Here is a 22,770-nt window from a genome sequence, read left to right on the forward strand (position 1 = left end):
GATAAACCAATTACGGCACGCAAAGAAGAACAGACGCCGGCACGGGGCATATCTGTTGCCCTATACCGTGCGTCTGCCGGAGGATATGATCAGGATTTGACCAATTGTATTTCCATATTGAGTTTTACCTCGTCGCTGAGGACGATGCCGCCGGCTTCGGTGGTGGCGTTCCAGCGCAGGCCATAGTCAGTGCGGTGGAGGCGGCCTTTCAGGGCAAAACCGGCTTTGTGCTGGCCCCAGGGGTCTACGGTGATGCCGCTGTGTTCCACATCCAGTTCAATCGGATGGGTTTGACCTTTAATCGTGAGATTTCCCAGCAGTTTATATTTTTCGCTGTCTATCTTTTTCACTTTGGTAGAGACAAAGCTGATTTTCGGGTGGTTTGTTGAATCGAAGAACTCACCATTACGCAGGTGTTCATCCCTTTGGGAGTTCTGTGTGTCGATACTGTCAGCTGCAGCTTCGAAGGAGATCGTTGCGTCGTGAAAATCCTCGCTTTCTGTCTGGATACTGCCCGAGAAGCGGGTAAAATAACCGCTTACGTTGGTGATCATGAGATGTTTTACTTTGAATCCTATTTCGCTGTGTGATTCATCAATTTTCCAGTTAGTCATAGCACATTGTTTTTTTATGTTTCAAAGACCTGACAAATTTAGTTCCCGTCTTTCTTTTATGCATTGGATTAAATACCGGAAATGATGGACATTTTGTACTTAAGGGATAATTTAACTTTTCGAATTTTAACATAATATCTACATATGCGTTAAATTTAGTCACAACTATGCCGCTATGCCTTTTACGATCTCTCATATAGCCATTGTTTTGCCGCTTGCCTGCAGACAGCGGTCCTTCCTTTCCGTGACCGGCCTGATGATAGGCGCTATGGTACCTGACTTTTTCTATTTTGTGTTGTTTGATCCTTATTTCGACGATGGCCACGAATGGTGGGGTATTTTCGCATATGACCTGCCTCTTGCGCTGCTGCTGGCGTTCTTATATCACGAGGTGGCCAAACCTGCGCTGATCCGTTATCTGCCGGCATGGGCAGCCGCGCGGCTGCATTACTTCCGGTATTTTCACTGGGGCAGTTATTTCCGCAAAAACTATGGGGTGGTGATACTATCTGTTATTGCGGGCACGCTTACCCATTTTTTCCTTGATGCTTTTACGCATGGGAACGGGTATTTCGTACAGTTGTTTTCTTTTTTACAGGGGGAAGTGATGGTTTTGGGTGCGCCGATGGAGACCTGGTACCTGATGCAATATCTTACGTCCGCAGCGGGGCTGTTGCTGCTGTCCTGGTTTTTCCTGCAGTTGCCGCGGCCTTTCCTGCCGCAGGAGGTACAGGGCCGTCATAAGCCCGTTTTCTGGCTGCTAATGATCGTTGCCGCCAGCGCCATCTTACTGTTTTACCGGCAGCAGCCGCATGTTTTCAGGAAAAGCATGGACTATCTCGCCATTGTGATGGGCGCTCTTTTTTATGGATTCTTTGCCGTAGTATTGGGACAAAAACTAACGAGGTTATGACCAGGTACGTTGCATTCCTGCGGGCCGTCAATGTAGGTGGGCGGCAGGTAAAAATGGAGATATTAAGAGCGCTGTTTGAGCAGGCGGGGTTTAAAAATGTGAAGACCTACATTCAAAGCGGCAATGTTATCTTCGATGCCGGCAGTAGCGCCGCCGCGCTGGAGCCCAAAATAGAGCGGCTGCTGGCCCAAAACCTCGGTTTTGAGGTACCGGCCTGTATCCGGAGCGTTGCCGAAATACAGGCCGTGCTGGACAATAATCCTTATCCCCGCGTAGTTCCGGACAAAGACCTGCAGATATACATTGCTTTTCTGCAAACGCTCCCTGGCGAAAAGGCAGCGGTGGTCCTGGAAAGTATGCAAAGCGATATTGAGACCTACCGGATGAACGGGAAAGAGGTGTATGTGCTGATGAAAAAGAATGTGGGCGCCCCGCCTTTCTCCAATAACTACCTCGAAAAGAAGCTGGGCCTTGTGGCCACTACCCGCAATTTAGCGACCGTGCAAAAAGTATCCGTATGTTGATTTTTTAGTTGCCGCGGCCCAACAGCCTTTCCATCATTCAATGCCCGCATCCGAAAAATTTTTACGCGATCTGTAAGTTTTTTTGCTTCCGCAGCAACTAATATCCCCAAACAGCTGCTGTTCATGAACCAGGAAACATTTTTAGGTCTGCTGCGGCAGCATGAGGGCATTCTCCACAAGATATGCCGCTTGTACCGCGACACGCCGGAAGACAGGGAAGACCTTTTTCAGGAAATCGTTTATCAGCTCTGGAAGTCGTATCCGTCGTTCCAGGGCCAGGCGAAGCTGTCTTCCTGGATCTACCGGATTGCGCTGAATACGGCGCTGGCATCCTTCCGTAAAAAGGGGCTTCGGGTGAGTTATCCGGATACGCTGCCCGATCATGTGGCTATTCCTGCCCCGGTGCTGACGGAGCAGCAGGAGCAGCTCTTTCTGGCGCTGCAGCAGCTCTCCGACGCGGAGAAAGCCATTATCACCCTTTACCTTGAAGATCTTACCTATCAGGAGATAGCCGCTATTACCGGTATTGACGTGAATTACGTAGGGGTAAAGCTCAATCGTATTAAAACCAAACTGAAGACCATTCTAAAATCATGACCCATGACAAATGATCCTTTAAAGGCAGCCTGGCAACAGGCAAAGCTACCAGCGCACGACGACCTGTCGGGGCTGATGCGTACCAGGGGCGGGCACCCCGTCATGTCCCGTATCCGCCGGCAGCTGATACTGGAAGGCGGTTGCTACATCCTGTTCCTGCTGGTGTATTATGACTTTTTTGACGGCCACAACAGGCCGCTGTACCTGAATATTATACTGGTACTGTCGGTAGCCTGTATGCTGGTGCAGCATGTCAATGGCTACCTGCTGGCTGCCGGGCAACTGAAAGCACCGGACATCGTACAATCCCTGCAGCAAAAAGTGCGGCAGTTAAAACAATATGCCTGGCTATCGGTAGGTTCACGCATCCTGGGTTGGTGCGGCATACTGCTATTCTTTTGTAGCGGCATCAGGTGGACTACGCCCAAATACTGGCTGCTGGCCGGTGCCGGCATTATTATGGCGATACAAATGGTGCTGTTATGGCAATTGTGGCAGCGGCGGATTAACCGGATCAATGATACCCTACTGGCACTGAAGGAGTAAGTCAGCGGCAATAGCCGGTATCCTTCCGGATGCTGCCGCTACTGCATAAAGAGGTCCACGTCCGGCCACACCAGCTGGCGGTCGTTGACGACCTTCCATACCAGCCCGTCAAGATCATTGAAAAAAGATTTATCAGTGCGGGTATTGCATAGTATTACCCAGTTAAAACCGTTGGCCGCACGTACGATCTCGCTGGCGGTACCGGGCAGAGAGCCGGCATGCCACCAGTTGTTCCAGGCATTCACGGCCCATCCGAGCGCATAGCCGGCATTTGCTTCCGAGCCGGTTGTCATCGCCTTAACAGTCGCGGGAGACAAGATATCCGGGCGGGAGGAGAAACCGTCCACGACAGTGAGGAAACGGGCGAGGCCGGTGGCCGATGCTATCCAGCCGCCATGGGCGTCCATTCTGGAGAGATTGAAACTGTAGGGACGTTGGCCGAGCTGCCCGTAGTATACCACTTCTCCGGGTTTTCTGTCTGCCAGCGTGTTGCCGCCGATCTCCATGTGCCGGATGCCGGCTGGTTGCAACACTGCTTCCTGTACATAGGCAGCGTAGCTTTTGCCCGTTACCCTCTCTATGATACGTCCCAGGACACAGTATCCGAAATTGGAATAGGCATATACCGCACCGGGATCGTTTTCCAGTGGCTGCTGGTCAATCGTGTGGGCCAGCAAGGTATCTGCCGGCCATTCGGGGTGGCTGAACATAGGATCGTTGGCATTATTGGACCAGCCACCGGCGGTATGCTGCAGCAGGTGTTGCACGGTGATAGCCTGTAGCCGGCTGCTGTAGGGCTTGCTGCCGTACGTGGTGCCCAACAGGCCGCCGGGACCAAATACTTTATCCCCCAGGGAGAGCTTTTGGGCTTCTACCAGTTTAAGTATAGCCACTGCCGTTATCGTTTTAGACACACTGGCGATACGGAAACGGCTCTCTGCCGTTACCTGTTCACCGGTACTACGGTCGGCCGTACCAAACCCTCTGGCATACACCAATTTACCCTTGCGGGTAATGGCCACAGCCATCCCCGGCACCTGGTATTGCGCCATAAAAGCCCGGATAATGCTGTCTGCTTTCTGCAGGGTGTGAGGTGATATCATACTGTCTGCCGCAGCGGATGCGCAGATCGCAGGATGTGGCATGATGACCGGCGCACAGCCATTACCGGCCGCCATTGCGACTGTTGCCGGTGAGTATATCAAGAGGCCCGTGGCCAACATTATGCTGCAAAACATCGTTTCTTTTTATCATACCAAGATAATGAAAGCGGGATGTACGGTTAAATTTAGTTTATGATTCCCATCTGTCATGCTGATAGGCTATTATCGGGGAAACGAATATTGTATCTTGGGGCAGATTCAAAAAAATCATGACAGATATGAAACGTATCCTTGTTTTATTGCTGGGAGGAAGTCTTCTCGGAATTCACAGCAACGCCCAACAGAAAACGGATGTACAGGCCCACCGCGGTGGTATGGGACTGATGCCGGAAAATACGATTCCGGCCATGCTCAACGCTGTTAAACTGGGCGCCCGTACCCTGGAGCTGGACTGCGTCATCTCGGCAGACAATAAGGTAGTGGTATCACACGATGCCTACATGTCAGCAGATTTTATGCGGAAGCCCGATGGCAGCGATATCACAAAAGCAGAACAGAAAAAACTGGCGCTGTTTTCCATGACCTACGACAGTATCCGTCAGTACGATGCTGGTACGAAACCGCATCCCCGGTTTCCGCAGCAGCAGAAAATGAATGTGCACCGTCCGCTGCTGGCTGATCTGATTGACAGTGTGGAAACTTATGTAAAACAGCATGGGCTGAAACCAGTGTATTATAACATGGAAACCAAGTCATCCCCCGATGGCGATGGCATATATAATCCGGCGCCGGACGTATTTGTTGAGCAGGTGATGGCAGTACTTCAGCAGAAAAAGATCGCCCGCAGGGTGACTATTCAATCTTTCGACATCAGAACCTTACAGGCATTACATAAAAAATGGCCTAGACAACAAACAGCACTGCTCATTGGCAACCAGCAGTCTTTCGCGGCCAACATCGCCGAACTGGGTTTCGTGCCTGATATCTACAGCCCCAATTTTAAACTGGTGACACCGGAATTAATAAAAGAAGCGCATACAAAAAAAGTAAAGGTGCTGCCATGGACAGTAGACGAAGAAACTGACCTGCTGCAGATGCTATCCCTGGGCGTTGATGGCATCATCACCAACTATCCTGACCGGTTGATTAAAATCGCTGGCAGCTATCAACGCTGATTGTTTTCTTCGGAAACGCGGAAAGCTTCGGGTCCCGATCATAATATAGGCTAATGTCCCGACACGGACATTAGCCTATTGCCATCAGGGGAAGCCATGCTCACTTATCCGGCTCCCGCCGTTGGCGGGTGTGCCTGAAAGCAGGCAATCCCCCCGCTCTGCCGGCCCAACATAAGCAAATGTCCTCCGGAGCGGGCGACCTCAACAGCCTGGTAAACAACGTATGTCTGTTGTAAACACACATGAACGTCTTCCAACGCAAGTATCATCTTCTTACAGCCGCACACCTGGCGGCTGCAAACAAAATGCTCACAAATATTGTTATACCCACACATTTAATACCCAAACCGGGAGCCATCTGCCTGGCACAAGAGAACTTCGAACAAACAGGTTATCCGGAAACCATTCATAAGAACCGGTAAACAATTTGCTTACATATATTTTTATTTAGATATTATAGATAATCATCACAACAAGTTGATAATCTGAAATTTAGATACCTTTGCAGCCAAATAAACAGGATATGAAAAGAATGTTAATGACCTCACGTTACTGGGTATACGCTTTGCTGGCCGTTACTTTTATGGCTTCCTGCGCCTCATCAAAGAAAAGCGCCAGTCCGCATGCATATATGACTAAACAGTACAAGGAACTGAAAAATGTGCTGAACGAAGCGGAAGTAAGCATTATCAGAGACAGCCTGAAAGTAATTTTCCCCAACAACGTACTGTTCGCCTCTTCTTCTGACGAACTGAAACCCGAGATTAAACCCACCTTTGAACATTTTGCCGATGTGTTGAACAAATACAACAAAACCAAGATCCTTATAACGGGGCACACGGACAGCACCGGCTCTTCCAGCTATAACCGTGAACTGTCGGAGAACCGTGCTAAACGTGCCAAAGACCTGCTGAGCGAGTTCAAAGTAAACGACGACCGTATGTTTACCTGGGGCCTGGCAGACCGTCATCCCATTGCCACCAACAACACCGAAGAGGGTAAAGCTAAAAACAGGAGGGTGGAATTTGTGATCCTCTATGAAGTAAAGGAATAAACGATATATCGATCGATACCAGGGCCGTATCCGCAAGGATGCGGCCCTTTTTTATGCCTTTAAGGGAAAGGCAAGAAACGGGTTTCTACGGCAGGCGCAAAGCGCCAACTTTGACGGATAAATGAATTTGCCATGCATGTAGACAGCCATACCGCTATCCTGTATTTCGGTACCCCCGTCGTATTGGTCAGCACTGTTAATGAAGACGGCAGTTACAACCTAGCCCCCATGTCATCCGCCTTCTGGCTGGGATGGCGCTGTATGATCGGATTGGGAAGTACCTCACTGACTGCACAAAACCTGTTACGCACCCGCGAGTGTGTACTGAACCTTCCTTCCGTGGCCGAAGCTGCTGCGGTAGACCGCCTCGCACTGACCACAGGGGCAGATCCGGTACCAGAGAAGAAACAGCAACGGGGCTACCGGTATGTAAAAGATAAATTTGCCTTAGCCGGATTAACCCCCATCGCTCCGGGAACCGTAGCCGCACCCCGTGCAGCAGAATGCCCTGTGCAGCTGGAAGCCACGGTGACGGCCGTTCACCGCCTTGGCCAGGACGACCCGGCGCAATACGGAAGGATTATCACTTTTGAACTGAAAATCCGCCAGGTACACCTCGACACAACCATTCTGCTGGATGGTGATCCCGACCGGGTAGACCCTGACAAATGGCGCCCGCTCATCATGAGCTTTCAGCATTTTTACGGACTGGGCGACAAAGTACACCCGTCCACGCTGGCGCAGATACCCGAGCGTTTATACAAATAAGCGCGAAACAGTACCGGTGTGCCTGCGGTCTGTTGTATTATCTTGGGGAACCATAGCAGACAGCGCTATGGTTCCCTTTTTACAGGGCAACAATATCCGCCGTCCGTCTGTTAAATAAGGGCTCCCTGATCATCTTTAAATAACTGGTCACCATGAAAAAACAATTGCTCCTACTGTTAATGCTAATGCCAGCTTTCAGCATTGCGCAGCAAAATGATAAACTTTTATATGGTTATGCCTACGGCATGATACATGATGGCGCCTTCGGCGGTGGCCTTGCCGGCAATGTGGAACTCTGGAACCTTGTCAACATCGGCCCGGCGGTGGAACTCACGTCCTTTGATGGTCATACCATGATTCCTGTATTCCTCGATCTAAAAATCAAATACCGGCTGGAAAACTGGTCCCCATATGCATCGGGACAATTTGGCTACAACAATTACAACGTAAAAAAAGTACAGAATCTGACGGCTCCGTCCGGCATAGAGCAAATGACCACCTTCAATGAAACCGGCAAACATTTTTATGGGGTGGGAGCCGGTATCATCCGGCATTTCAATAAGTTCGGCATATATGCATCCTATTTATACCGTGGGTACACCTATAAATATCCCCGCGATATTAAAATCAATGATGAGATCGTGAATTTGGACAACAAGCAGGTGAGTACCAACGTGTTCATTCTCGGCGTCACATTTTAATCGATGACAGGCTGTCAACAGGCTGCAATTGATGTCAGATAGCAGTTTTAGTTTGTAGCATTGTGTGATTTTTGAAACCCACTTGCCTGGCCCGTTCAGGCAAGTTTAAAACTTCACCCAAAATCTTACCAATGAGACACACCAAAACCCTGGTTAAGTCAGCTATTGCCCTGCTGTTAACCATCACCATCCAGTATGGTTGTAAAAAAGCAGATCAACCTGCTGTAGCCCCGGAAAAACCCGTCGAGCAACTTGTTGAAGACCACCTTACCATCACACCAGAACGGCAAAAGATTATCGACCTCTTCAACAAAAACAAAAATGCCAAAGGTGAAGCCACCGGCATGGTAGCAGCTGCCAGCTACCGTTCATTTAACGTTAACTATTACGGTACTGTGCCTAATGACATCAAGGCACTGGTCAATGGCGAAATCGATCAACTGTACACCACCAGCACTACTTCCACCACCAAATCCAGGATGACCGGCGCGGTTATCAACGTGTATAACGCCCCGGGGCAGGGAGACCTGTTCTATACTAACGGGAACGTATATATCGTAAACTTCAGTGTTTACCGTAACGTACACACCGGTCCCGGTAATGTTATCTTCCACGAACTGATCCACTATCTGCATGACAGGTGGATATCCGGCGGTTTCAACAATGGCACTATTTACAATCTGTGGCAGAACTGCCGCTACTCTAATGTCTACCCGGCAGGATCTTATGTATTGAGCAACCAGGCAGAATATCTTGCAGTATCAGCAGAAGCTAAATACTGCAATACCAGCCGTCCTCCTTACAACGCCGGTACATTATCCAGCTCCGATCCTAACTGCAATAACTATCTGTCGACTAATTTCTAAGCACACAGTTATTTGCTGGCCCCCGCCGCGGCTCACAGGCAGCAGCCGTGGCGGGGGCCTTTTTTATTACGGTCACCGCCTACCGGCGGCTATATTGCAGATTTACAGGAATCGGCGTTGGATTTTTGGCCTGGATGGCACTCGGAATAACATAACTCAGTCTTAAACCAAAATCTTCGTTTTTATGCAGGTATTCCAGCCGGAACGGATAAAAGCCTTTTTTCAGCGGTAAAATATAAGACGATGTCTTATTGGCGGAAGAACCAACCCATCGTATCAGCAGCTGGTCATTCAGATATAACCTGGAATCTGTGTCAGCATCGAGCACAAAAATGTAGTAACCTTCTTCTTTGGCCTCCAGCCATCCATCGACCAGTAGCGCATAGTTATTTTTCCGGGGAAATTCTCCCGGGTTGAAAGTACTGTCCGTGATACCTGTTCGTTGCGGTGTCAACCCCTTCAGTTGCTCAAACTGAGAAGAGTCTACTTCATAGTAAGCATACCGAAAGCCTCCAGGCTGTATATGGGCAGGCTTCGATACCGGCTGCAGCGTTTTTCCCACCACGAAAGCTCCGGATTTCACCTTGTCATAACGGGCACGGTGGGTGAACTGCTTTATAGTAACCGTAGCGGCATCTGTCAGCAGCATTTCCGGCTGTACTATCTCCGATGCCAGCGTCGGTTCTGATCCATTGAGCGTATACCGAACGTTGGCAGTATCGCCGAAATACCAAAGCTTTATAGTGTCGTTCTTGCGGATGATACCGCTCCGCGGATGGAAGTCAATGTTCCCATTTTGCCATCCGTACGAGAACTTCAGTCCATCGTATATACTTTTCAGCCTCACGGAGCTATGCGTTTCATCCGGATAGGCGATGCTTTTCCAGCTCAGTGCTGCCGGGGCAGCCTGCTGCAGGACAAGATTCATGCTATCGATTTTCATGCCAGCGCCATCCTTTCCTTCCCGACCGCTAATGAACAACGTAGTATTTGAACCTGCCACCGCGGGCAGTTTACCGGGTGCTATCTTTTGGATGTAACAGTGATCCCACCAAAGGCTGGGATCAACAGCGATGTAGGATTTAAATGTCTGCGGGGCATTTAGCAGCGCATTGATTACAAACAAGCCTCCCAACGAATGGCCCCACAGCGTATTATCCCCATTAGAAGGGTAGTTTTTATTGATATGAGGAATCAGTTCGTCCCTGATAAAAGCGAGGAAGTTTGCGGCCCCGCCGGAGGTCCTCCAACCTTCGAGCCGGGTAGGTGTGAGGTCTTTGTTACGGTCTATTCCCATGATACTGACGATAATCATGGGTGGTATATAGCGTTCGTCTTCCAGGAACCGGCGTATTTTCAGGATCAATCCCGTGTTCCAGTTACCGCCATCCAGTACATACAGCACATCATATTTATCAGCGCTACCGGGCTTATAGGCTGGCGGGACAAATACCTGAATCAACCTTTTTTCTTTTAAGATGGTGGAATTCAGTGAATCAAGTCTTCCGCTGTCAAATACTCTCCATACCGTGTCTTGTGCGTGCAGGACAGCCGGGCCAAACATTAATATCAAAAAGGCAGAAAATAAAAACAGTTTACTTTTCATGTGGGTGGTGTTTAATGCCTGTTAAGGCATTCCGTCGCCAACAGGACAAGCTGGTAGGGATTTTGCCTGTCTTATTCGCTTAAACTTAAGCATATCTGTTCAATCATTTATAAGATTTTTTCGATTGCTTTTACCTTATCCGTAGCATTTTCAGCAATTATATTTCTGCTGCTTTCTCTTCCTTCTGCCGGCAAATGTAGCAAAGCATACCGTCTCCTAACGTGATAGTATACACGCTATCTCATCGCGGAACTGTCCGGACGAGGGCGCCGAATCGCTTGCCAGCTTAGCCGCTTTTTCCGCGGCCAGCGCTTCACGGACCACCTGGCTCATGTCCTTCTTACAACCCATCACGCAGCAAATACCCGGTACTACCGCTAAAAAACAAAGGGGATATCTCATGGAAAAGTCGTTTACAAAGGTAAACAGCAGACATCAACAGAAAGGTTGGGTCAACATAGAAAAAAATAAACGTAGATAAGTTGAGACGACAGTAATTACATCAGCTTGTAGATATACTCTTCTATCTCCGCCTGCCGGGCATTGGCAAAACCTTTGTCTTCTCCTATTCTTATAAAACCACATTTCTCCATTACCTTCTGCGATCCCAGGTTATCAAATGCCACACGACCCAAAATAGGCCTGGCCGGCTCATTAGCTAAAAGGGCTTTCAGCGCACTGGTGGCCACTCCTTGTCCCCAGTATTTTTTGTCGATCCAATAGGTTATTTCCGCCTGGCCTTCTATTTCAAACTTGGCGATGCTGCCCACGATAACATCATCCATGAAGATCGTACACATGTTGATCGTTGGGTCTTGTGCATGTTTAGTGTATTTCTGAATGTAAGCGGCTTTGTCTGTCGGATCTTTCGAAGTAAATGCAGCCAGGTGATTGGCTTCCTGGTCGAGCTGAAAGACGAAGAAAATTTCTAAATCAGCAAGAACTGTTTTGCGGAGAGTGATGTTGGGATGCTCTGGCATAATACTTACCTTGATTTGTTTACCACTAATAACAGTATTAAGGTACAGTTTTTCAACAACAATTTCTATTACCAGAAAATGTAATAACAAAGGACAAAAGAAAACATTTCCGCGAAGTTGATAAAACATTTAGCAGCAGCTTTAGAAGACCCGACAAAGGACATTATTTTTCCCTGCATTATACCTTCCTATCCCAATTCCTACTTTTAGTAGGTTGTTTCCTGTTATCCCGGCAATTTTAATCATCGTACAACCCGCTTACCCTAACTATTCATCAATGAGTTAAATCTACATCCCATGAAAAAAACAATACCCGTTCCTTTCTTACTCCTGAAGAGTACAGTCATCACTATATTCATGTCTGTATGCTTTTACATTCCAGCGGTTTCCCAAACTAAAATATACGCCAGTTCACAGACCGTTGAACAGGTGAGCGGCTGCGGAAGCTGCCAGGTACTCAATCCTCAGGGCAGCGTTGGCAGCAATGAAAATGATTATGCGACCATAGTGATCAATACCAGCGCATTGGGAGGTTCCATTACGCAGCTGCTCGGCTTTCCGCAAATGCAGACAGCCCCCTTTTCCAAAATCGTGGTCGGTCTGGGCCGGGGCAAAGGATTTTCCCTAAAGTTACTGGGGCGTGTTAGTATTGCAACATTTCAAGGCGCTAATATCAATGGGGATTCCCGCACCATTGACAGTACCAGTATCGGTTACAATGCAGACTCTACCCGGTTTACCTACACCTTCTTTACCACTAAGAACTTTGACCATGTGGGCATCGAGCTCAATGGTGGCTTGCTATCGCTGGGTGATAGCTTAAGAATATACTACGCCTATTATCAAACGCTCCCCACCAATCACTGTACTACACCTCCCCCCAATCCATTAGCCTATTACCCATTGGACCTGAACACCAATGATGTTTCTCCCAATCGTTTCAATGCTGTTAATCACCGTCTTGCGTATACCGACAATGCTATCTGCAAAATAGCGGTAGCAGATACTAGTCTTACCAACGCCGCCCTTACAATGCCTACCTTGCCAAGAAAGAGTGAGGAATTTACCATTGCCTATTGGACCAAAAGTATACATGACGGATCCTCTATAGAGATAATCTATGATTATTGGCTAATCCAACAACGATCCGATAATAATAAAATAGCAACCGCTGTAATATATCAGCCGCCAGTTACAGGCCATCACGTTGTCATTCCTGATGCCGCGGCACCTCCTCCGAATGCCGATAAATATTATCATACAGTCCTTACGTTCAAAAACGACGTCATGTCATACTACCTTAACGGATCTCTCCGGTTAAATGGCGACAGGCCTCCAAAGGATAGTTTCGAGATCCCGGTCATGGCCTCTGTAACACTCAATAAACAATACCTGGACGATCTGGTTTTTTATGACCGCGCCTTAACAGACCAGGAAGTAGCCACTTACTGGAGCTCCTATCAGGTCCCCGACTCTACAGGCCAGCTATTGTCAAACATTCATCCGGTAGGTTTAACCGCTGGTGTAAAGAAAAAACAGTCGCTCCAACTGTACCCTAATCCAACAACCGGCCTGATCATCATTAAAACCAAACTCGATCCCGGCAGTAATCTCATCACGCTAACGGATATATCCGGAAAAGAAGTCTTCAAAATCAACACGGCCAACCCGGTAATAAACTTGCCGTCTTCCGTATCATCTGGAAATTATATTCTACAGGTAATGACGAAAGATGGAAAAATCTATAAAGAGAAAGTTGTCATACATCGTAATTAACACCCTGCGCCGCGATATACAGGGATACGATTTGGAGGACAAGAAGTCATATCAGCTTAAATAAAAAGAGCCATCTGAATATTCAGATGGCTCTTTTATCCGTCGGGGCGGCAAGATTCGAACTTGCGACCTCCTGCTCCCAAAGCAGGCGCGATAACCGGGCTACGCTACGCCCCGTTCCGACGGAATACCGTTTCCGGTAAATCGGGATGCAAATGTAGGTATAAATTTCACAAAACCAAATTCTTCGAAAAAAAATCCGCTCAGGCCTCTTTTCGCAGGCAGGCTGCAATTGCGATAACGGTAGCTAAAATACCGGCATAGGTACGGATGGTATGCCACATGTTCCACGGCCCTGCAAACTGTTCGCGGGCGGCATGCAGCTGCTCTGCGGAAGCGCCGGACACGGATACTTTCGCCAGCGCGTCGTTCAGCGGCACATTGCAGACGGAGGTGATGCCCAGTACAAAGATGATATATAGCGCAGCGGCGATCCATAACAGCCCCTTCCTCCGGCCCCGTTGCTGAAAAGCAGCTACCGGCAGGAAGATGGCGGCGCCGAGGAAAACGAAGATAAACACCGGGTTAACGATCACATCGTTGATAGCCTGCATAGCGGTGATGTACGCCGCATCATTCAGACGGGCAAATGCCGGGTTAATGGAGACTTCAAATCCGAAAAATATACCGGTCAGCAGTCCGGTGGTCAGCACAGCGAGTACGAGTACGATCTGTTTTGCGTTCATAGCATGAATGATTTATACCCCAAAGCTAGGGCAGGCAGGATTGTTAAAATTGAACAAAACCGACAAGGGGCTATTTAAGCCTCAGCATTTCTTCCCCGGTTTCATCAAGCAACTTCTGGAACTGATAGGGGGAGCAGCCGGTAAATTCTTTAAAAGAGCGGATAAAATGGGATTGGTCGGCATAATCGTTTTCAAAGGCGATGTCTGACAGTTTGTTGTAGTCGCTGCTTTTCAGCTGGTGCAGAGAGGCCTGGTACTGGCAAATACGGGAAAATAATTTGGGGGTGATGCCCACCTGTTCTTTAAACCGCCTTTCAAAAGTACGTTCTGTCAGCTGCAGCTTCTCCTGCAGATCGCGGAGGGAAATGGCGCCGTTGGCAGCGGCTATCTGCGCCACGGCATAGTCTACCTGCGGATCAGTGGACACGCCGTTACCGGTGATCCTGTTGTGCAGCCAGGCGGAAAGGATGTCTACCTGCGTGGTGGTGGAACCAGCAGCCGTCAGCTGTTCCGGCAGGTGGTGATGGCCGGGCAGCAGGTGTACGTCCACACAATCGTTGGTCAGTTCACCTGCGTTGAGGCCGAATACAGACTTCAGGCCGTTAGGCTGAAAGATGACGCCGGTAGCTTTGGCAGCCCCCAACGACGCAAGTTCCACGTTTTTGGTGGTCTGGCCGTACAGGAACATTTCCGGCAATTTTTTACTTTCCCGGATAAAAGCGCCGGCATCAGGGCGCTGAAAAATCAGGCCCGGACAACCATCCACCAGCGAGCCAAATGCTTTGGCCAGCGCCTGCGGATCGTCGCCTTCCAGCGTCCAGAAATAACGGATGTAAGCCTGCAGGTGTGCAGGCGCCGGAATGAGTTCGTACCGGATATGGGTATCTGCGATTTTCATCTCCCTAAAATTACACAAAAAGAAAGATAGCTTAAATGCGCCGGAAAATTATCTGTAAAGCTGATAACATCCTTAACTTTAAGGCATGTATCAACAGGTTATCCAGGCTATCGAAAACATCATACCGCTGGACACGGCGGAAAAGGCTTTTATCACTTCGCTTTTTACGTTCAAAAAGTATAACAAACAGGATTATTTTCTGCGGGAAGGCCAGGTATGCAGGGCCGTGGGCTTTATCAACAGCGGACTCGTACGTTATTATGCCACAGACGCCAACGGAGAGGAACAGCTATATGATTTCGGTAAAGAAAACGACTTCATGTGTAATTACAGCAGCTTCCTGGACCATTCCCCTTCGGCCAGCAATATCCAGTTTATGGAAGACAGCGAAGTGCTCTCTATTTCCCATGAAGACCTGCAACGGCTATACGCCGGCGTAAAACAGGGCGAACGTTTCGGCCGCCTGGTATGCGAGCAGCTCTACGTATATGCCATCAAAAAAATAGCCTCTCTTTACGCAGATTCGCCTGAGCAACGGTACCTGCAGTTCCTGGCCGACTACCCCGGCTTGCAGCATCGTATCCCGCAGTACTACGTTTCCTCTTTTGTAGGTGTAAAACCGCCGTCCCTGAGCCGTATCCGCAAAAGAATGGCTTCCCGGCAGATTTATTAACCCAGGTGAACGGACAGGTTTCAGCGTCGTCATAGCTTTGCTTCAACATTCAACGACAAAGCATATGAAACAGTTATTCTATTACCTTACCCTGCTCACCGGCCTGCTCCTGGTCTTTATCGGCGCCCGTTTCCTGCTGCTGCCCATGCCGGCCGAAACCGCCTTTGGCATCCACACCGCTACCGGCGGCGATTATTCCTTTCATTACATCAAAGGCATCCGTGACCTGTTTACCGGCGTCATCATCGTGATCCTGCTACTGGCGCGGGAATTCCGGGCAGCCGGCTTCCTGTTGCTCGCCGGCAGCATCATTCCCATGGTAGATTTCTCCATCGTAATGAGCCATGCGGACTATGAAACGGCCCGCCTGTACCCGCACGCCATCGCCGTAGTACTCTGCCTGATACTCGGCTTCCATTATATCCGCACGACCGCTAAATCCTGATCCATGCTGCTTTTCAATATCCTGCTGTTAATACACTTCGGCGCTTTCGCCGGCTACCTCTTTATCCTCGCCTCTTTATGGAAAGATGTCACCATTCCGCGGAACAAAACCGGGTTAATACTGGGCATCATAATCCTGCTCACCGGCATCGCGCTGGCGGCGCTGAAATACCCGGCCATCAACTATTACAAGGTAGTGCCCAAGCTGCTGATATTCGGGGTGATCACGGTGCTGAACGGCCGCTACGCAGACAAGCCTTTTACGCGGACGGCCTATTACTGGCTGACAGGCCTCACCTTGCTGGCGGCACTCATTGCAGTCGTCCGGGTGTAAATACCGGTAAAACACCGTATCTATGTAAAACCGGACGTACTACTGTATCAAAACCGGACGTACTACTGTTTTCATAGCGCTGTAACTACCTGACAATCAACAGAACGGCAAAATGGCACCATCCTAGTGGCAGCACTGTCTAAATTTTCCATCATGCTTCGGAGTCATTTCAGGATCGCCACCAGGAATCTGTGGAAACACAAAGGATTTTCCATTATCAATATTGCCGGGCTCACACTGGGCATCGCCTGCAGCCTGCTGATTTTCCTGTGGGTGCAGGACGAAAGGAGCGTTGATGCTTTCCATGCCAACAGCACACAGATCTACAGTGTGTACAAAAGACTATACCACGAGGGTTCCATTGACGGCGGCTACCAGACGCCCGGCCTGCTGGCGGAAGAGCTGAAGCGCACCATGCCGGAAATAGAAAAAGCTTCCGGCCTGGGATGGGCCAGCACCAAAGCTTTTGCCTCCGGCGATAAAATACAGCGGGAAGAAGGACGGGCAGCCGGCGCCGATTTCTTCGAGATATTCAGCTATCCTTTGCTGGAAGGCTCTGCCCGCGAAGCGCTGAACGCCCCGGAAAATATCGCTATCTCCCGGAAAATGGCCACCGCTTTCTTCGGCAGCCCGGAGAAAGCCATGCATCAAACAATCCGGTATGATAACCGTACGGACTTTACCGTGAGCGCAGTATTTGAAGACCTGCCGGCGAATGCGTCGCAGCGGTTTGACTTCCTGCTCAACTGGGAGGCCATGAAAAAGGAAAACAGCTGGTTGCTCGACTGGGGCAACAACGGCCCCGAAACCATCATCATGCTGCGCCCGGGCGCCAGTGCCGCACTGCTGGAGCAAAAGATTGTCAGCTTCCTGCGCACCTATAACCGTGAGAATCCCGGTTACCACGCTGAACTGGGCCTCCAACGCTATGATGAACGTTATCTGCATTCCCGGTTTGAAAACGGGAAAATCAGCGGCGGCCGCATCACCTATGTCAAACTGTTTAGCCTGGTGGCGGTGTTTATCCTGCTGATCGCCTGTATTAATTTTATGAACCTGACCACCGCCCGCTCTGCCAACCGGCTAAAGGAGATAGGTGTGCGCAAAGCGATGGGTGCCGTGCGCGGCCAACTGGTACGCCAGTTCATCGGAGAGGCGGTATTGATCGCTTTTCTGGCAGGCATACTGGCGTTGCTGCTGGTCATACTCGTACTGCCGGCATTCAACCAGCTGACCAGCAAAGCCATTGTGCTACCGCTGCGGCAGCCGCTTTTCTGGATTTCTCTCGCAGGACTCACGCTGTTCACCGGCGTTATTGCCGGCAGCTACCCGGCCCTGTTCCTGTCGTCCTTTAATCCTGTCAAAGTGCTGAAGGGGCAGTTGCAGCAAAAAGGCAGCAGTCTGTGGTTGAGAAAAGGGCTGGTCACCTTTCAGTTTACCCTGTCTATCATCCTCATTATCTCCACCATTCTGGTGTCCCGTCAGATACATTTCATACAGGCCGCCAAGCTGGGATACGACCGGGAAAACCTTGTCTACATTCCTGTAGAAGGCGATCTGGCAGCCCAGAAAACGGTATTTAAACAGGAGGCGCTTCAACTGCCGGGCGTGATGGCCGTCAGCCAGATGCTGGGGAGCCCCACCGATCTGAGCCTTCAGACCAACGGTGTTGAGTGGGAGGGCCGCGACCCCAATGTAAAATCCTATTTCAATCACTCCACCGTGGGATATGATTTTGTGAAGACCATGCATTTGCAATTAACGGCTGGCAGAGATTTCTCCCGGGATTTTGCTACCGATTCCGTGAGTTATGTGCTGAATGAAACCGCCGCCAAAAAAATCGGATTCAAAGAGCCGGTCGGGCAGCAGCTCAGTTTCTGGGGTAAAAAAGGACAGATCATTGGTGTGGTCAAAGACTTCCATTTCCAGTCGCTGCACAAGCAGATAGAACCGCTGATCTTACGGTTGGACCACAGCCGCGTCAGCGGTATTTTCGGCACTTTCCAGGCAGGCAGTTTCCTGGTGCGGATACAACCGGGCAAAACACGGCAGGCATTGAGCGCCCTGGAAAAATTACACCAACAGCTAAACCCAAGGTATCCATTCAGTTATCAGTTTTCCGACCTTGAATATGACCGGCTGTATAAAAGTGAGCAGGTAATTGGCCGGTTGTCCGTTATCTTCGCAGTACTGGCAATTTTTATTTCCTGTCTGGGATTATTGGGATTATCTGTTTTCACCGCCGAACAGAAAACCAAAGAAATCAGTATCCGGAAGGTGCTGGGCGCCAGCAGTCTTTCCCTGTTCCGCGTCCTGTCTGCCGACTTCATGTCGCTGGTGGGTATCGCCTTCCTGATTGCCGTGCCGCTGGCCTGGTATGCCATGCATCAGTGGTTACAGCAATTTGCCTACAAGACCAGCATCAGCTGGTGGACGTTTGCACTGTCGGGCCTGCTGGCCGTGATGATTGCCCTTGGCACTGTGAGTATTCAGGCAATCCGCACCATCAACATCAATCTTATCAAAAGCCTGAGAGGCGAGTAAAAATATTGCGTTAAAAAGCGAACGCAGGTATGTTAGAAGTATTATACAGCAGGGTGTCTTTTACAGGCGCCCTTTTTTATGACGGCCACTGTTGCCGCCAGAGCACTGACAAGCCCGTTAACATTGCGCTTCCCGATCTCTAATGATCATAAAAAAGGCCGGCGCACCGCACCGGCCTTTTTCCGTATATCCTTCAGCGTTAGTTAACGCTGCCCAATATTGTATTACCGCTACCTGCCGGCATGTCATACAGCTTGTTCAGATTCCGGCCGTCGATGTCGCAGGAATAAAGATCTTCCTTATAGGTTTCGTTACTGCCTGATGACACGATGAAAAAAAGTTTTCTGCCATCCGGTGAAAGGCGCACTTCGTCATTGATAGACTGGCCCGCGCTCAGTGCAACATTTACTTTTACCTTTCCGGTGCCGTCATAGTTCATCATCCAGATTTCAGTTCCTACATTATGACGGTACTGTAGGAAAACGACTTTGTTGTTTAACGGTACCACAGGTGTTTCCGCTTCTGCAGACTTTTTACAACTGATCTGGAATATCAGCATGGAAGCTGAAAACATCAACAGGGCGAAAGAACCAAGGATGAGCTTTTTCATATTATAAGTTTGCATTTTAGGTTGAACCCACAATATATATAATGAAAATTTTACATTATAAAATATTTTAAATCAACTTCTCATGTAATCCTTTTACGATTTTTCCGTAAAAATTGTAAGTTCGTTGAAACAGCATTCCCAAGATGGAGACATTGCAAACCGAACGACTATTCATACAACCCATCACGACTCATGAAGCTGCCTTTATATTTGTACTGGTGAATACCCCTGCCTGGAAACAGTTTATCGGCGACCGGCATGTACATCATATCGACGATGCCATTGGTTACATACAACGGGTGATCGACAATCCCGACACGGATTTCAGGGTGGTATGCCGGCAACACGACCAGCAGCCGCTGGGGATTGTTACCGTCATCAAGCGGGCCTACCTGCCGCATCACGATATCGGCTTCGCCTTCCTGCCCGAACATGCCAGCCAGGGTTATGCCTTTGAAGCCGCATCAGCCTTACTGGAGGATTTAAAACAAGACAAGACGCACAGCCATATCCTGGCAACTACTTTGCCGGACAACAAACGTTCTATCCACTTACTTGAAAAGCTGGGATTACATTACAGCGAAACAATTCAGTACAACGGCGAAGAACTGCTGTTGTTTGAAAAGTTGCTGACTTAAGTATGTCTATCACATTGAAAATCTTCTACGCTCATGCTACTCAGGAACAAAAATGCTGTTATTTATGGCGCAGGCGGCTCATTGGGCGGCGCTGTAGCAGCGGCACAGGCCGACGCACGTGTATTTTTAACCGGCCATCGGCTGGCTTCTGTCCAACAAACAGCAGACCGGATAAAAGCCGCAGGCTGATGGAAGACATCACGCAAATGGCCGTATTCCTGGCGTCCGGTATGGCCGGTAAATCAGCGGCGTTGCCATCGATGTGACTTCCGGCACCACCGCCGCGCTCAACTACAGGGTATCACAACAATAATATTCTTCGTCTGACAACTACATAAAAAAAGCAGCCGGTATGGCTGCTTTTCCTGTATGCTATAATTGATATAACGGTTTGTAAAGCCCGTCCGACAGCTGTACCACTTCCTGGTGCAGCGCCTTCAGCCGCTCCACATTTGCTGTGATCGTCGCCCTGGATACGCATAAAGCGGCTTCCACTTTTTCCTGCAAATCAACCGGCAGCTTGCCGGCACCCTGTAATTGCGCCATCACTCTCTTATCTCCCAGCGGATAACGTTCGTTGATCGCAAACAATGCCGCCATTATATTTTTCATCGCACGGGCCAGGCAACCAACCGTATTATACACATCCTGTTTCTCCGCAAAGCCGGCGGTTTGCCAGAGGGTGAAATCGGCCGACCACAGCGATTCCCGGATGATCGTTTCCTTCAACGCCGGCGGGTACACCGATACCATTTCCTTCCACGCCGCCAATACGCCGGCAGGATCATATAAGGGCCGGCAAATATTGACTTCCGCCAGGTAGATGACAGAAGAAAAACCATAAGGAGGCTGCTGCTCAAAATGATTTTCCCACACGCCCCGCAGTGCTTTGTCAATGGTTTCCTGCACCTGCTGTATATTCCGGTATAAAAAATCCACCTTCCCCGCAGTTGTCATCGTCCATGCGCCACCATTCACCCAGGGCCCCCACTCGTAGAAGCCAGTCACCGTGGCAGGACTCACCGCATACCGCGCTACTGTGCTCCTGATATCTTCTATGCTATACGGCTTATCTGCATGATAGTAAATCCCGATATCCAGATCAGACTGATCTGATGCCATCCCTGCGGCATAAGAACCACCCAGCACAATAGCTGCCACCCCCTCCACCTTTTGCAGATCATTGGCGATTTGTGTTAATAGTTGTTGTTTATTTTCCGGTAAATGCATGATTACTGGTTAATTAATTAACTGACCGGACAGCCAACATTCCACCTGGATGATCTCACCAATTACCGGCGGCTTTTCGAAAAATCCGGCATCCGCCACCACATCTATCCCTCCGCCGAGTGTGTCTACCAGCAGCACATAGAAGATTTGCCCCGTCAGGGCATTCCTCCTGCCTTCCACCTGTTGGATAGTACCCGTAAAAAAACCAAACGCCTCCGGAGTGGCAGGTTTTCCTTCGTCAGATCCCGAAAACAATCCGCTGGGAATAAATGACTGTACCGCAAACCTGGGTTCTTTTGTTTGTGCAGCGTCGAAGGCCGCTTCGTCTTCATACAGCTGCACATCCTGTGCAAAAGCAGTCAGCTGAATTTCAACATCGGCAGGAAAGGACACCGGCTCCAGCGCTTTGAAATCAGGCACGTCGAATACAAAAGGATAAAGCCCGCTTTCCGGCTGCTGTTGCTCCGCCGGTGCAGCCCAGGCGTAAAAACCACCGTCCAGCGGGTTCTCCGGCCTTTCTACAGTGGCGGTCAGACAAACCTTCCTCCGGCTGTTTCCTTTGTAGTGCGGATTTGCGCCAATACATTCGTTCGCGTTATTGAGCTGAATCCACAGCTCCGCACCCGATTCATCCGCATACACGGCATAAGTCCCGCCATTCACCCTGATGAGCGTGCTTTCATGATACGTCTTCTCCAGCAAGTCCTGAAATTCTTCTTCCGTGTTAATATCAAAACCGATGTCTGAAAAGTTGCTCATAATAATTTCCGTTTAAAGCGGGAAAGGTACAAAGTAGCACACAATCCCGGAAGACAATTTTGCTGTAACGCTGTTTTAAATTTTTAATTAATTATTGTTTTACAATAATTAATTATTATTTTTGGTGTATCAATTTAAATTCCCGGTAAAATGCGTCGTACCAAAATCATCTCGAAAATATTGTTCTACATCAGCAGGGCGCTGGCCCTGGGCTACCTGTTAATGATCATCTATGCCGTTATTTGTTTGCTGACCGGATGGAATGTACGGCCCACAGCAGGGAGAGCGGCGTTCGTTGACATCCTGTTTCCCTTTACCAGCAGCCCCTTTCTGATCATTGATACCGCCCCCACCTACATCATTTTTTCTTTCCTGTTGCCACTGGTGCTCTACAGCCTTTTTTTCTGGCTGGCATCGGAAGTATTCAAAGTATTTCACCAGCCCAGGCTGTTTTCTTCACAGAACGTCATCCACCTGCGGCGATTTTATATTTTCAATGTGTTCATACCCGGTGCGGCGGCCTTGCTGTCAAGGCCTTTCACAGAAATAGGAAAAGACGTCTGGTTGTTGGTCATCGTTCATTTTTTCCTGGGCATCTTCATCTATTTCCTGGCCGCGATCTTCACACAGGGCTTACAATTACAAAAAGAACAGGACTTATTTATATAGTT

General features: G+C 49.2%; 27 protein-coding genes and 1 tRNA gene. 17 read left to right on the plus strand and 11 right to left on the minus strand.

What is annotated here, in order from left to right; translation table 11 throughout:
• Positions 1–89 precede the first annotated feature (89 nt).
• Positions 90–614 carry a YceI family protein gene (locus B5D63_RS12060; protein WP_078669054.1) on the minus strand — a complete coding sequence of 175 codons (525 nt, stop codon included), beginning with the start codon at positions 612–614 and terminating at the stop codon, positions 90–92.
• A gap of 175 nt (positions 615–789) precedes the next feature.
• Between B5D63_RS12060 and B5D63_RS12065 the strand changes: the two genes are divergently transcribed.
• The 4 genes from B5D63_RS12065 to B5D63_RS12080 all read left to right on the plus strand — a co-directional run bounded on the left by B5D63_RS12065 (position 790) and on the right by B5D63_RS12080 (position 3,194).
• Complete coding sequence (locus B5D63_RS12065) at positions 790–1,527, plus strand: DUF4184 family protein (RefSeq protein ID WP_078669055.1); 738 nt, start codon at positions 790–792, stop codon at positions 1,525–1,527.
• Positions 1,524–2,051 carry a DUF1697 domain-containing protein gene (locus tag B5D63_RS12070; RefSeq protein ID WP_078669056.1) on the plus strand — a complete coding sequence of 176 codons (528 nt, stop codon included), beginning with the start codon at positions 1,524–1,526 and terminating at the stop codon, positions 2,049–2,051. Before B5D63_RS12065 ends, B5D63_RS12070 begins: the two co-directional genes overlap by 4 nt.
• A gap of 123 nt (positions 2,052–2,174) precedes the next feature.
• Positions 2,175–2,648, plus strand: coding sequence for an RNA polymerase sigma factor (locus tag B5D63_RS12075; RefSeq protein ID WP_078669057.1), 474 nt, complete (start codon positions 2,175–2,177; stop codon positions 2,646–2,648).
• A 3-nt stretch (positions 2,649–2,651) separates the two neighbouring features.
• The gene (locus tag B5D63_RS12080) at positions 2,652–3,194 is read left to right on the plus strand and encodes a hypothetical protein (RefSeq protein WP_078669058.1); all 543 of its coding nucleotides are present in this window, start codon (positions 2,652–2,654) and stop codon (positions 3,192–3,194) included.
• Between the two features lie 38 nt (positions 3,195–3,232).
• Here B5D63_RS12080 and B5D63_RS12085 read toward each other — a convergent pair whose 3' ends face one another.
• A complete protein-coding gene (locus B5D63_RS12085; RefSeq protein ID WP_078669059.1) occupies positions 3,233–4,432 on the minus strand; it encodes a serine hydrolase domain-containing protein in 1,200 nt (399 codons plus the stop codon).
• A gap of 143 nt (positions 4,433–4,575) precedes the next feature.
• On the opposite strand from B5D63_RS12085, the gene B5D63_RS12090 reads away from it, so the two are divergent.
• The 5 genes from B5D63_RS12090 (at position 4,576) to B5D63_RS12115 (ending at position 8,861) form a co-directional block, all read left to right on the plus strand.
• Complete coding sequence (locus B5D63_RS12090; protein ID WP_078670293.1) at positions 4,576–5,472, plus strand: glycerophosphodiester phosphodiesterase family protein; 897 nt, start codon at positions 4,576–4,578, stop codon at positions 5,470–5,472.
• Positions 5,473–5,995: 523 nt separating this feature from the next.
• Positions 5,996–6,526, plus strand: coding sequence for an OmpA family protein (locus tag B5D63_RS12100; RefSeq protein WP_078669061.1), 531 nt, complete (start codon positions 5,996–5,998; stop codon positions 6,524–6,526).
• A 132-nt stretch (positions 6,527–6,658) separates the two neighbouring features.
• Positions 6,659–7,294 (plus strand): flavin reductase family protein, encoded by a 636-nt coding sequence (locus B5D63_RS12105; protein WP_078669062.1) that lies wholly within the window; start codon positions 6,659–6,661, stop codon positions 7,292–7,294.
• Between the two features lie 152 nt (positions 7,295–7,446).
• Positions 7,447–7,995 carry a hypothetical protein gene (locus B5D63_RS12110; RefSeq protein WP_143312883.1) on the plus strand — a complete coding sequence of 183 codons (549 nt, stop codon included), beginning with the start codon at positions 7,447–7,449 and terminating at the stop codon, positions 7,993–7,995.
• A gap of 131 nt (positions 7,996–8,126) precedes the next feature.
• Positions 8,127–8,861: a hypothetical protein gene (locus B5D63_RS12115; RefSeq protein ID WP_078669064.1), complete on the plus strand. Its 735-nt coding sequence runs from the start codon at positions 8,127–8,129 to the stop codon at positions 8,859–8,861.
• A 79-nt stretch (positions 8,862–8,940) separates the two neighbouring features.
• On the opposite strand, the gene B5D63_RS12120 is transcribed toward B5D63_RS12115, so the two are convergent.
• The 3 genes from B5D63_RS12120 to B5D63_RS12125 form a co-directional block, all read right to left on the minus strand.
• On the minus strand, positions 8,941–10,467 hold the full coding sequence (locus B5D63_RS12120; protein ID WP_078669065.1) for an alpha/beta hydrolase-fold protein: 1,527 nt from the start codon (positions 10,465–10,467) through the stop codon (positions 8,941–8,943).
• A gap of 216 nt (positions 10,468–10,683) precedes the next feature.
• A complete protein-coding gene (locus B5D63_RS34640) occupies positions 10,684–10,869 on the minus strand; it encodes a hypothetical protein (RefSeq protein WP_143312884.1) in 186 nt (61 codons plus the stop codon).
• Between the two features lie 95 nt (positions 10,870–10,964).
• Positions 10,965–11,576, minus strand: coding sequence for a GNAT family N-acetyltransferase (locus B5D63_RS12125; RefSeq protein WP_235021521.1), 612 nt, complete (start codon positions 11,574–11,576; stop codon positions 10,965–10,967).
• A 168-nt stretch (positions 11,577–11,744) separates the two neighbouring features.
• Between B5D63_RS12125 and B5D63_RS12130 the strand changes: the two genes are divergently transcribed.
• On the plus strand, positions 11,745–13,223 hold the full coding sequence (locus tag B5D63_RS12130) for a T9SS type A sorting domain-containing protein (protein ID WP_078669067.1): 1,479 nt from the start codon (positions 11,745–11,747) through the stop codon (positions 13,221–13,223).
• Positions 13,224–13,325: 102 nt separating this feature from the next.
• Here B5D63_RS12130 and B5D63_RS12135 read toward each other — a convergent pair.
• The 3 genes from B5D63_RS12135 to B5D63_RS12145 all read right to left on the minus strand — a co-directional run bounded on the left by B5D63_RS12135 (position 13,326) and on the right by B5D63_RS12145 (position 14,867).
• Positions 13,326–13,400, minus strand: a tRNA-Pro gene (locus tag B5D63_RS12135).
• Between the two features lie 86 nt (positions 13,401–13,486).
• On the minus strand, positions 13,487–13,969 hold the full coding sequence (locus B5D63_RS12140) for an anthrone oxygenase family protein (RefSeq protein WP_078669068.1): 483 nt from the start codon (positions 13,967–13,969) through the stop codon (positions 13,487–13,489).
• Positions 13,970–14,039: 70 nt separating this feature from the next.
• On the minus strand, positions 14,040–14,867 hold the full coding sequence (locus tag B5D63_RS12145) for a helix-turn-helix domain-containing protein (RefSeq protein WP_078669069.1): 828 nt from the start codon (positions 14,865–14,867) through the stop codon (positions 14,040–14,042).
• Positions 14,868–14,952: 85 nt separating this feature from the next.
• On the opposite strand from B5D63_RS12145, the gene B5D63_RS12150 reads away from it, so the two are divergent.
• The 4 genes from B5D63_RS12150 (at position 14,953) to B5D63_RS12165 (ending at position 18,862) form a co-directional block, all read left to right on the plus strand.
• A complete protein-coding gene (locus B5D63_RS12150; RefSeq protein WP_078669070.1) occupies positions 14,953–15,540 on the plus strand; it encodes a Crp/Fnr family transcriptional regulator in 588 nt (195 codons plus the stop codon).
• A 64-nt stretch (positions 15,541–15,604) separates the two neighbouring features.
• Entirely contained in the window at positions 15,605–15,985 is a 381-nt protein-coding gene (locus tag B5D63_RS12155; protein ID WP_078669071.1) for a DUF4267 domain-containing protein, read from the plus strand.
• Between the two features lie 3 nt (positions 15,986–15,988).
• A complete protein-coding gene (locus B5D63_RS12160; protein WP_078669072.1) occupies positions 15,989–16,318 on the plus strand; it encodes a hypothetical protein in 330 nt (109 codons plus the stop codon).
• Between the two features lie 153 nt (positions 16,319–16,471).
• Complete coding sequence (locus tag B5D63_RS12165; protein WP_078670294.1) at positions 16,472–18,862, plus strand: ABC transporter permease; 2,391 nt, start codon at positions 16,472–16,474, stop codon at positions 18,860–18,862.
• A 199-nt stretch (positions 18,863–19,061) separates the two neighbouring features.
• Here the strand turns inward: B5D63_RS12165 and B5D63_RS12170 are convergent, their stop codons facing one another.
• Positions 19,062–19,472, minus strand: a complete 411-nt coding sequence (locus tag B5D63_RS12170; RefSeq protein WP_143312885.1) for a TolB family protein — start codon at positions 19,470–19,472, stop codon at positions 19,062–19,064.
• Between the two features lie 143 nt (positions 19,473–19,615).
• Between B5D63_RS12170 and B5D63_RS12175 the strand changes: the two genes are divergently transcribed.
• Positions 19,616–20,110, plus strand: a complete 495-nt coding sequence (locus B5D63_RS12175) for a GNAT family N-acetyltransferase (protein ID WP_078669074.1) — start codon at positions 19,616–19,618, stop codon at positions 20,108–20,110.
• Positions 20,111–20,143: 33 nt separating this feature from the next.
• Positions 20,144–20,299 (plus strand): hypothetical protein, encoded by a 156-nt coding sequence (locus B5D63_RS12180; protein WP_200816993.1) that lies wholly within the window; start codon positions 20,144–20,146, stop codon positions 20,297–20,299.
• Positions 20,300–20,482: 183 nt separating this feature from the next.
• Here B5D63_RS12180 and B5D63_RS12185 read toward each other — a convergent pair whose 3' ends face one another.
• Positions 20,483–21,340, minus strand: coding sequence for a nucleotidyltransferase domain-containing protein (locus B5D63_RS12185; protein ID WP_078669075.1), 858 nt, complete (start codon positions 21,338–21,340; stop codon positions 20,483–20,485).
• Positions 21,341–21,349: 9 nt separating this feature from the next.
• Entirely contained in the window at positions 21,350–22,099 is a 750-nt protein-coding gene (locus B5D63_RS12190) for a hypothetical protein (RefSeq protein ID WP_078669076.1), read from the minus strand.
• 150 nt (positions 22,100–22,249) lie between these two features.
• On the opposite strand from B5D63_RS12190, the gene B5D63_RS12195 reads away from it, so the two are divergent.
• Positions 22,250–22,768, plus strand: a complete 519-nt coding sequence (locus B5D63_RS12195; protein ID WP_078669077.1) for a DUF2975 domain-containing protein — start codon at positions 22,250–22,252, stop codon at positions 22,766–22,768.
• The last annotated feature ends 2 nt before the right edge of the window (positions 22,769–22,770 follow it).

Source organism: Chitinophaga eiseniae, assembly GCF_900167135.1.
In the GTDB taxonomy this organism is placed as follows: domain Bacteria; phylum Bacteroidota; class Bacteroidia; order Chitinophagales; family Chitinophagaceae; genus Chitinophaga; species Chitinophaga eiseniae.

What these genes read in the sequence shown, in the direction of transcription:
- B5D63_RS12090 (WP_078670293.1), top strand. Translation starts at nt 4,576, where the DNA reads ATGAAACGTATCCTTGTTTTATTGCTGGGAGGAAGTCTTCTCGGAATT.
- B5D63_RS12165 (WP_078670294.1), top strand. Translation starts at nt 16,472, where the DNA reads ATGCTTCGGAGTCATTTCAGGATCGCCACCAGGAATCTGTGGAAACAC.
- B5D63_RS12085 (WP_078669059.1), bottom strand. Translation starts at nt 4,432, where the DNA reads ATGTTTTGCAGCATAATGTTGGCCACGGGCCTCTTGATATACTCACCG.
- B5D63_RS12065 (WP_078669055.1), top strand. Translation starts at nt 790, where the DNA reads ATGCCTTTTACGATCTCTCATATAGCCATTGTTTTGCCGCTTGCCTGC.
- B5D63_RS12130 (WP_078669067.1), top strand. Translation starts at nt 11,745, where the DNA reads ATGAAAAAAACAATACCCGTTCCTTTCTTACTCCTGAAGAGTACAGTC.
- B5D63_RS12060 (WP_078669054.1), bottom strand. Translation starts at nt 614, where the DNA reads ATGACTAACTGGAAAATTGATGAATCACACAGCGAAATAGGATTCAAA.
- B5D63_RS12080 (WP_078669058.1), top strand. Translation starts at nt 2,652, where the DNA reads ATGACAAATGATCCTTTAAAGGCAGCCTGGCAACAGGCAAAGCTACCA.
- B5D63_RS12070 (WP_078669056.1), top strand. Translation starts at nt 1,524, where the DNA reads ATGACCAGGTACGTTGCATTCCTGCGGGCCGTCAATGTAGGTGGGCGG.
- B5D63_RS12155 (WP_078669071.1), top strand. Translation starts at nt 15,605, where the DNA reads ATGAAACAGTTATTCTATTACCTTACCCTGCTCACCGGCCTGCTCCTG.
- B5D63_RS12180 (WP_200816993.1), top strand. Translation starts at nt 20,144, where the DNA reads ATGCTACTCAGGAACAAAAATGCTGTTATTTATGGCGCAGGCGGCTCA.
- B5D63_RS12195 (WP_078669077.1), top strand. Translation starts at nt 22,250, where the DNA reads ATGCGTCGTACCAAAATCATCTCGAAAATATTGTTCTACATCAGCAGG.
- B5D63_RS12105 (WP_078669062.1), top strand. Translation starts at nt 6,659, where the DNA reads ATGCATGTAGACAGCCATACCGCTATCCTGTATTTCGGTACCCCCGTC.
- B5D63_RS12145 (WP_078669069.1), bottom strand. Translation starts at nt 14,867, where the DNA reads ATGAAAATCGCAGATACCCATATCCGGTACGAACTCATTCCGGCGCCT.
- B5D63_RS34640 (WP_143312884.1), bottom strand. Translation starts at nt 10,869, where the DNA reads ATGAGATATCCCCTTTGTTTTTTAGCGGTAGTACCGGGTATTTGCTGC.
- B5D63_RS12150 (WP_078669070.1), top strand. Translation starts at nt 14,953, where the DNA reads ATGTATCAACAGGTTATCCAGGCTATCGAAAACATCATACCGCTGGAC.
- B5D63_RS12110 (WP_143312883.1), top strand. Translation starts at nt 7,447, where the DNA reads ATGAAAAAACAATTGCTCCTACTGTTAATGCTAATGCCAGCTTTCAGC.
- B5D63_RS12100 (WP_078669061.1), top strand. Translation starts at nt 5,996, where the DNA reads ATGAAAAGAATGTTAATGACCTCACGTTACTGGGTATACGCTTTGCTG.
- B5D63_RS12170 (WP_143312885.1), bottom strand. Translation starts at nt 19,472, where the DNA reads ATGAAAAAGCTCATCCTTGGTTCTTTCGCCCTGTTGATGTTTTCAGCT.
- B5D63_RS12175 (WP_078669074.1), top strand. Translation starts at nt 19,616, where the DNA reads ATGGAGACATTGCAAACCGAACGACTATTCATACAACCCATCACGACT.
- B5D63_RS12190 (WP_078669076.1), bottom strand. Translation starts at nt 22,099, where the DNA reads ATGAGCAACTTTTCAGACATCGGTTTTGATATTAACACGGAAGAAGAA.
- B5D63_RS12120 (WP_078669065.1), bottom strand. Translation starts at nt 10,467, where the DNA reads ATGAAAAGTAAACTGTTTTTATTTTCTGCCTTTTTGATATTAATGTTT.
- B5D63_RS12185 (WP_078669075.1), bottom strand. Translation starts at nt 21,340, where the DNA reads ATGCATTTACCGGAAAATAAACAACAACTATTAACACAAATCGCCAAT.
- B5D63_RS12140 (WP_078669068.1), bottom strand. Translation starts at nt 13,969, where the DNA reads ATGAACGCAAAACAGATCGTACTCGTACTCGCTGTGCTGACCACCGGA.
- B5D63_RS12160 (WP_078669072.1), top strand. Translation starts at nt 15,989, where the DNA reads ATGCTGCTTTTCAATATCCTGCTGTTAATACACTTCGGCGCTTTCGCC.
- B5D63_RS12075 (WP_078669057.1), top strand. Translation starts at nt 2,175, where the DNA reads ATGAACCAGGAAACATTTTTAGGTCTGCTGCGGCAGCATGAGGGCATT.
- B5D63_RS12115 (WP_078669064.1), top strand. Translation starts at nt 8,127, where the DNA reads ATGAGACACACCAAAACCCTGGTTAAGTCAGCTATTGCCCTGCTGTTA.
- B5D63_RS12125 (WP_235021521.1), bottom strand. Translation starts at nt 11,576, where the DNA reads ATGTTTTATCAACTTCGCGGAAATGTTTTCTTTTGTCCTTTGTTATTA.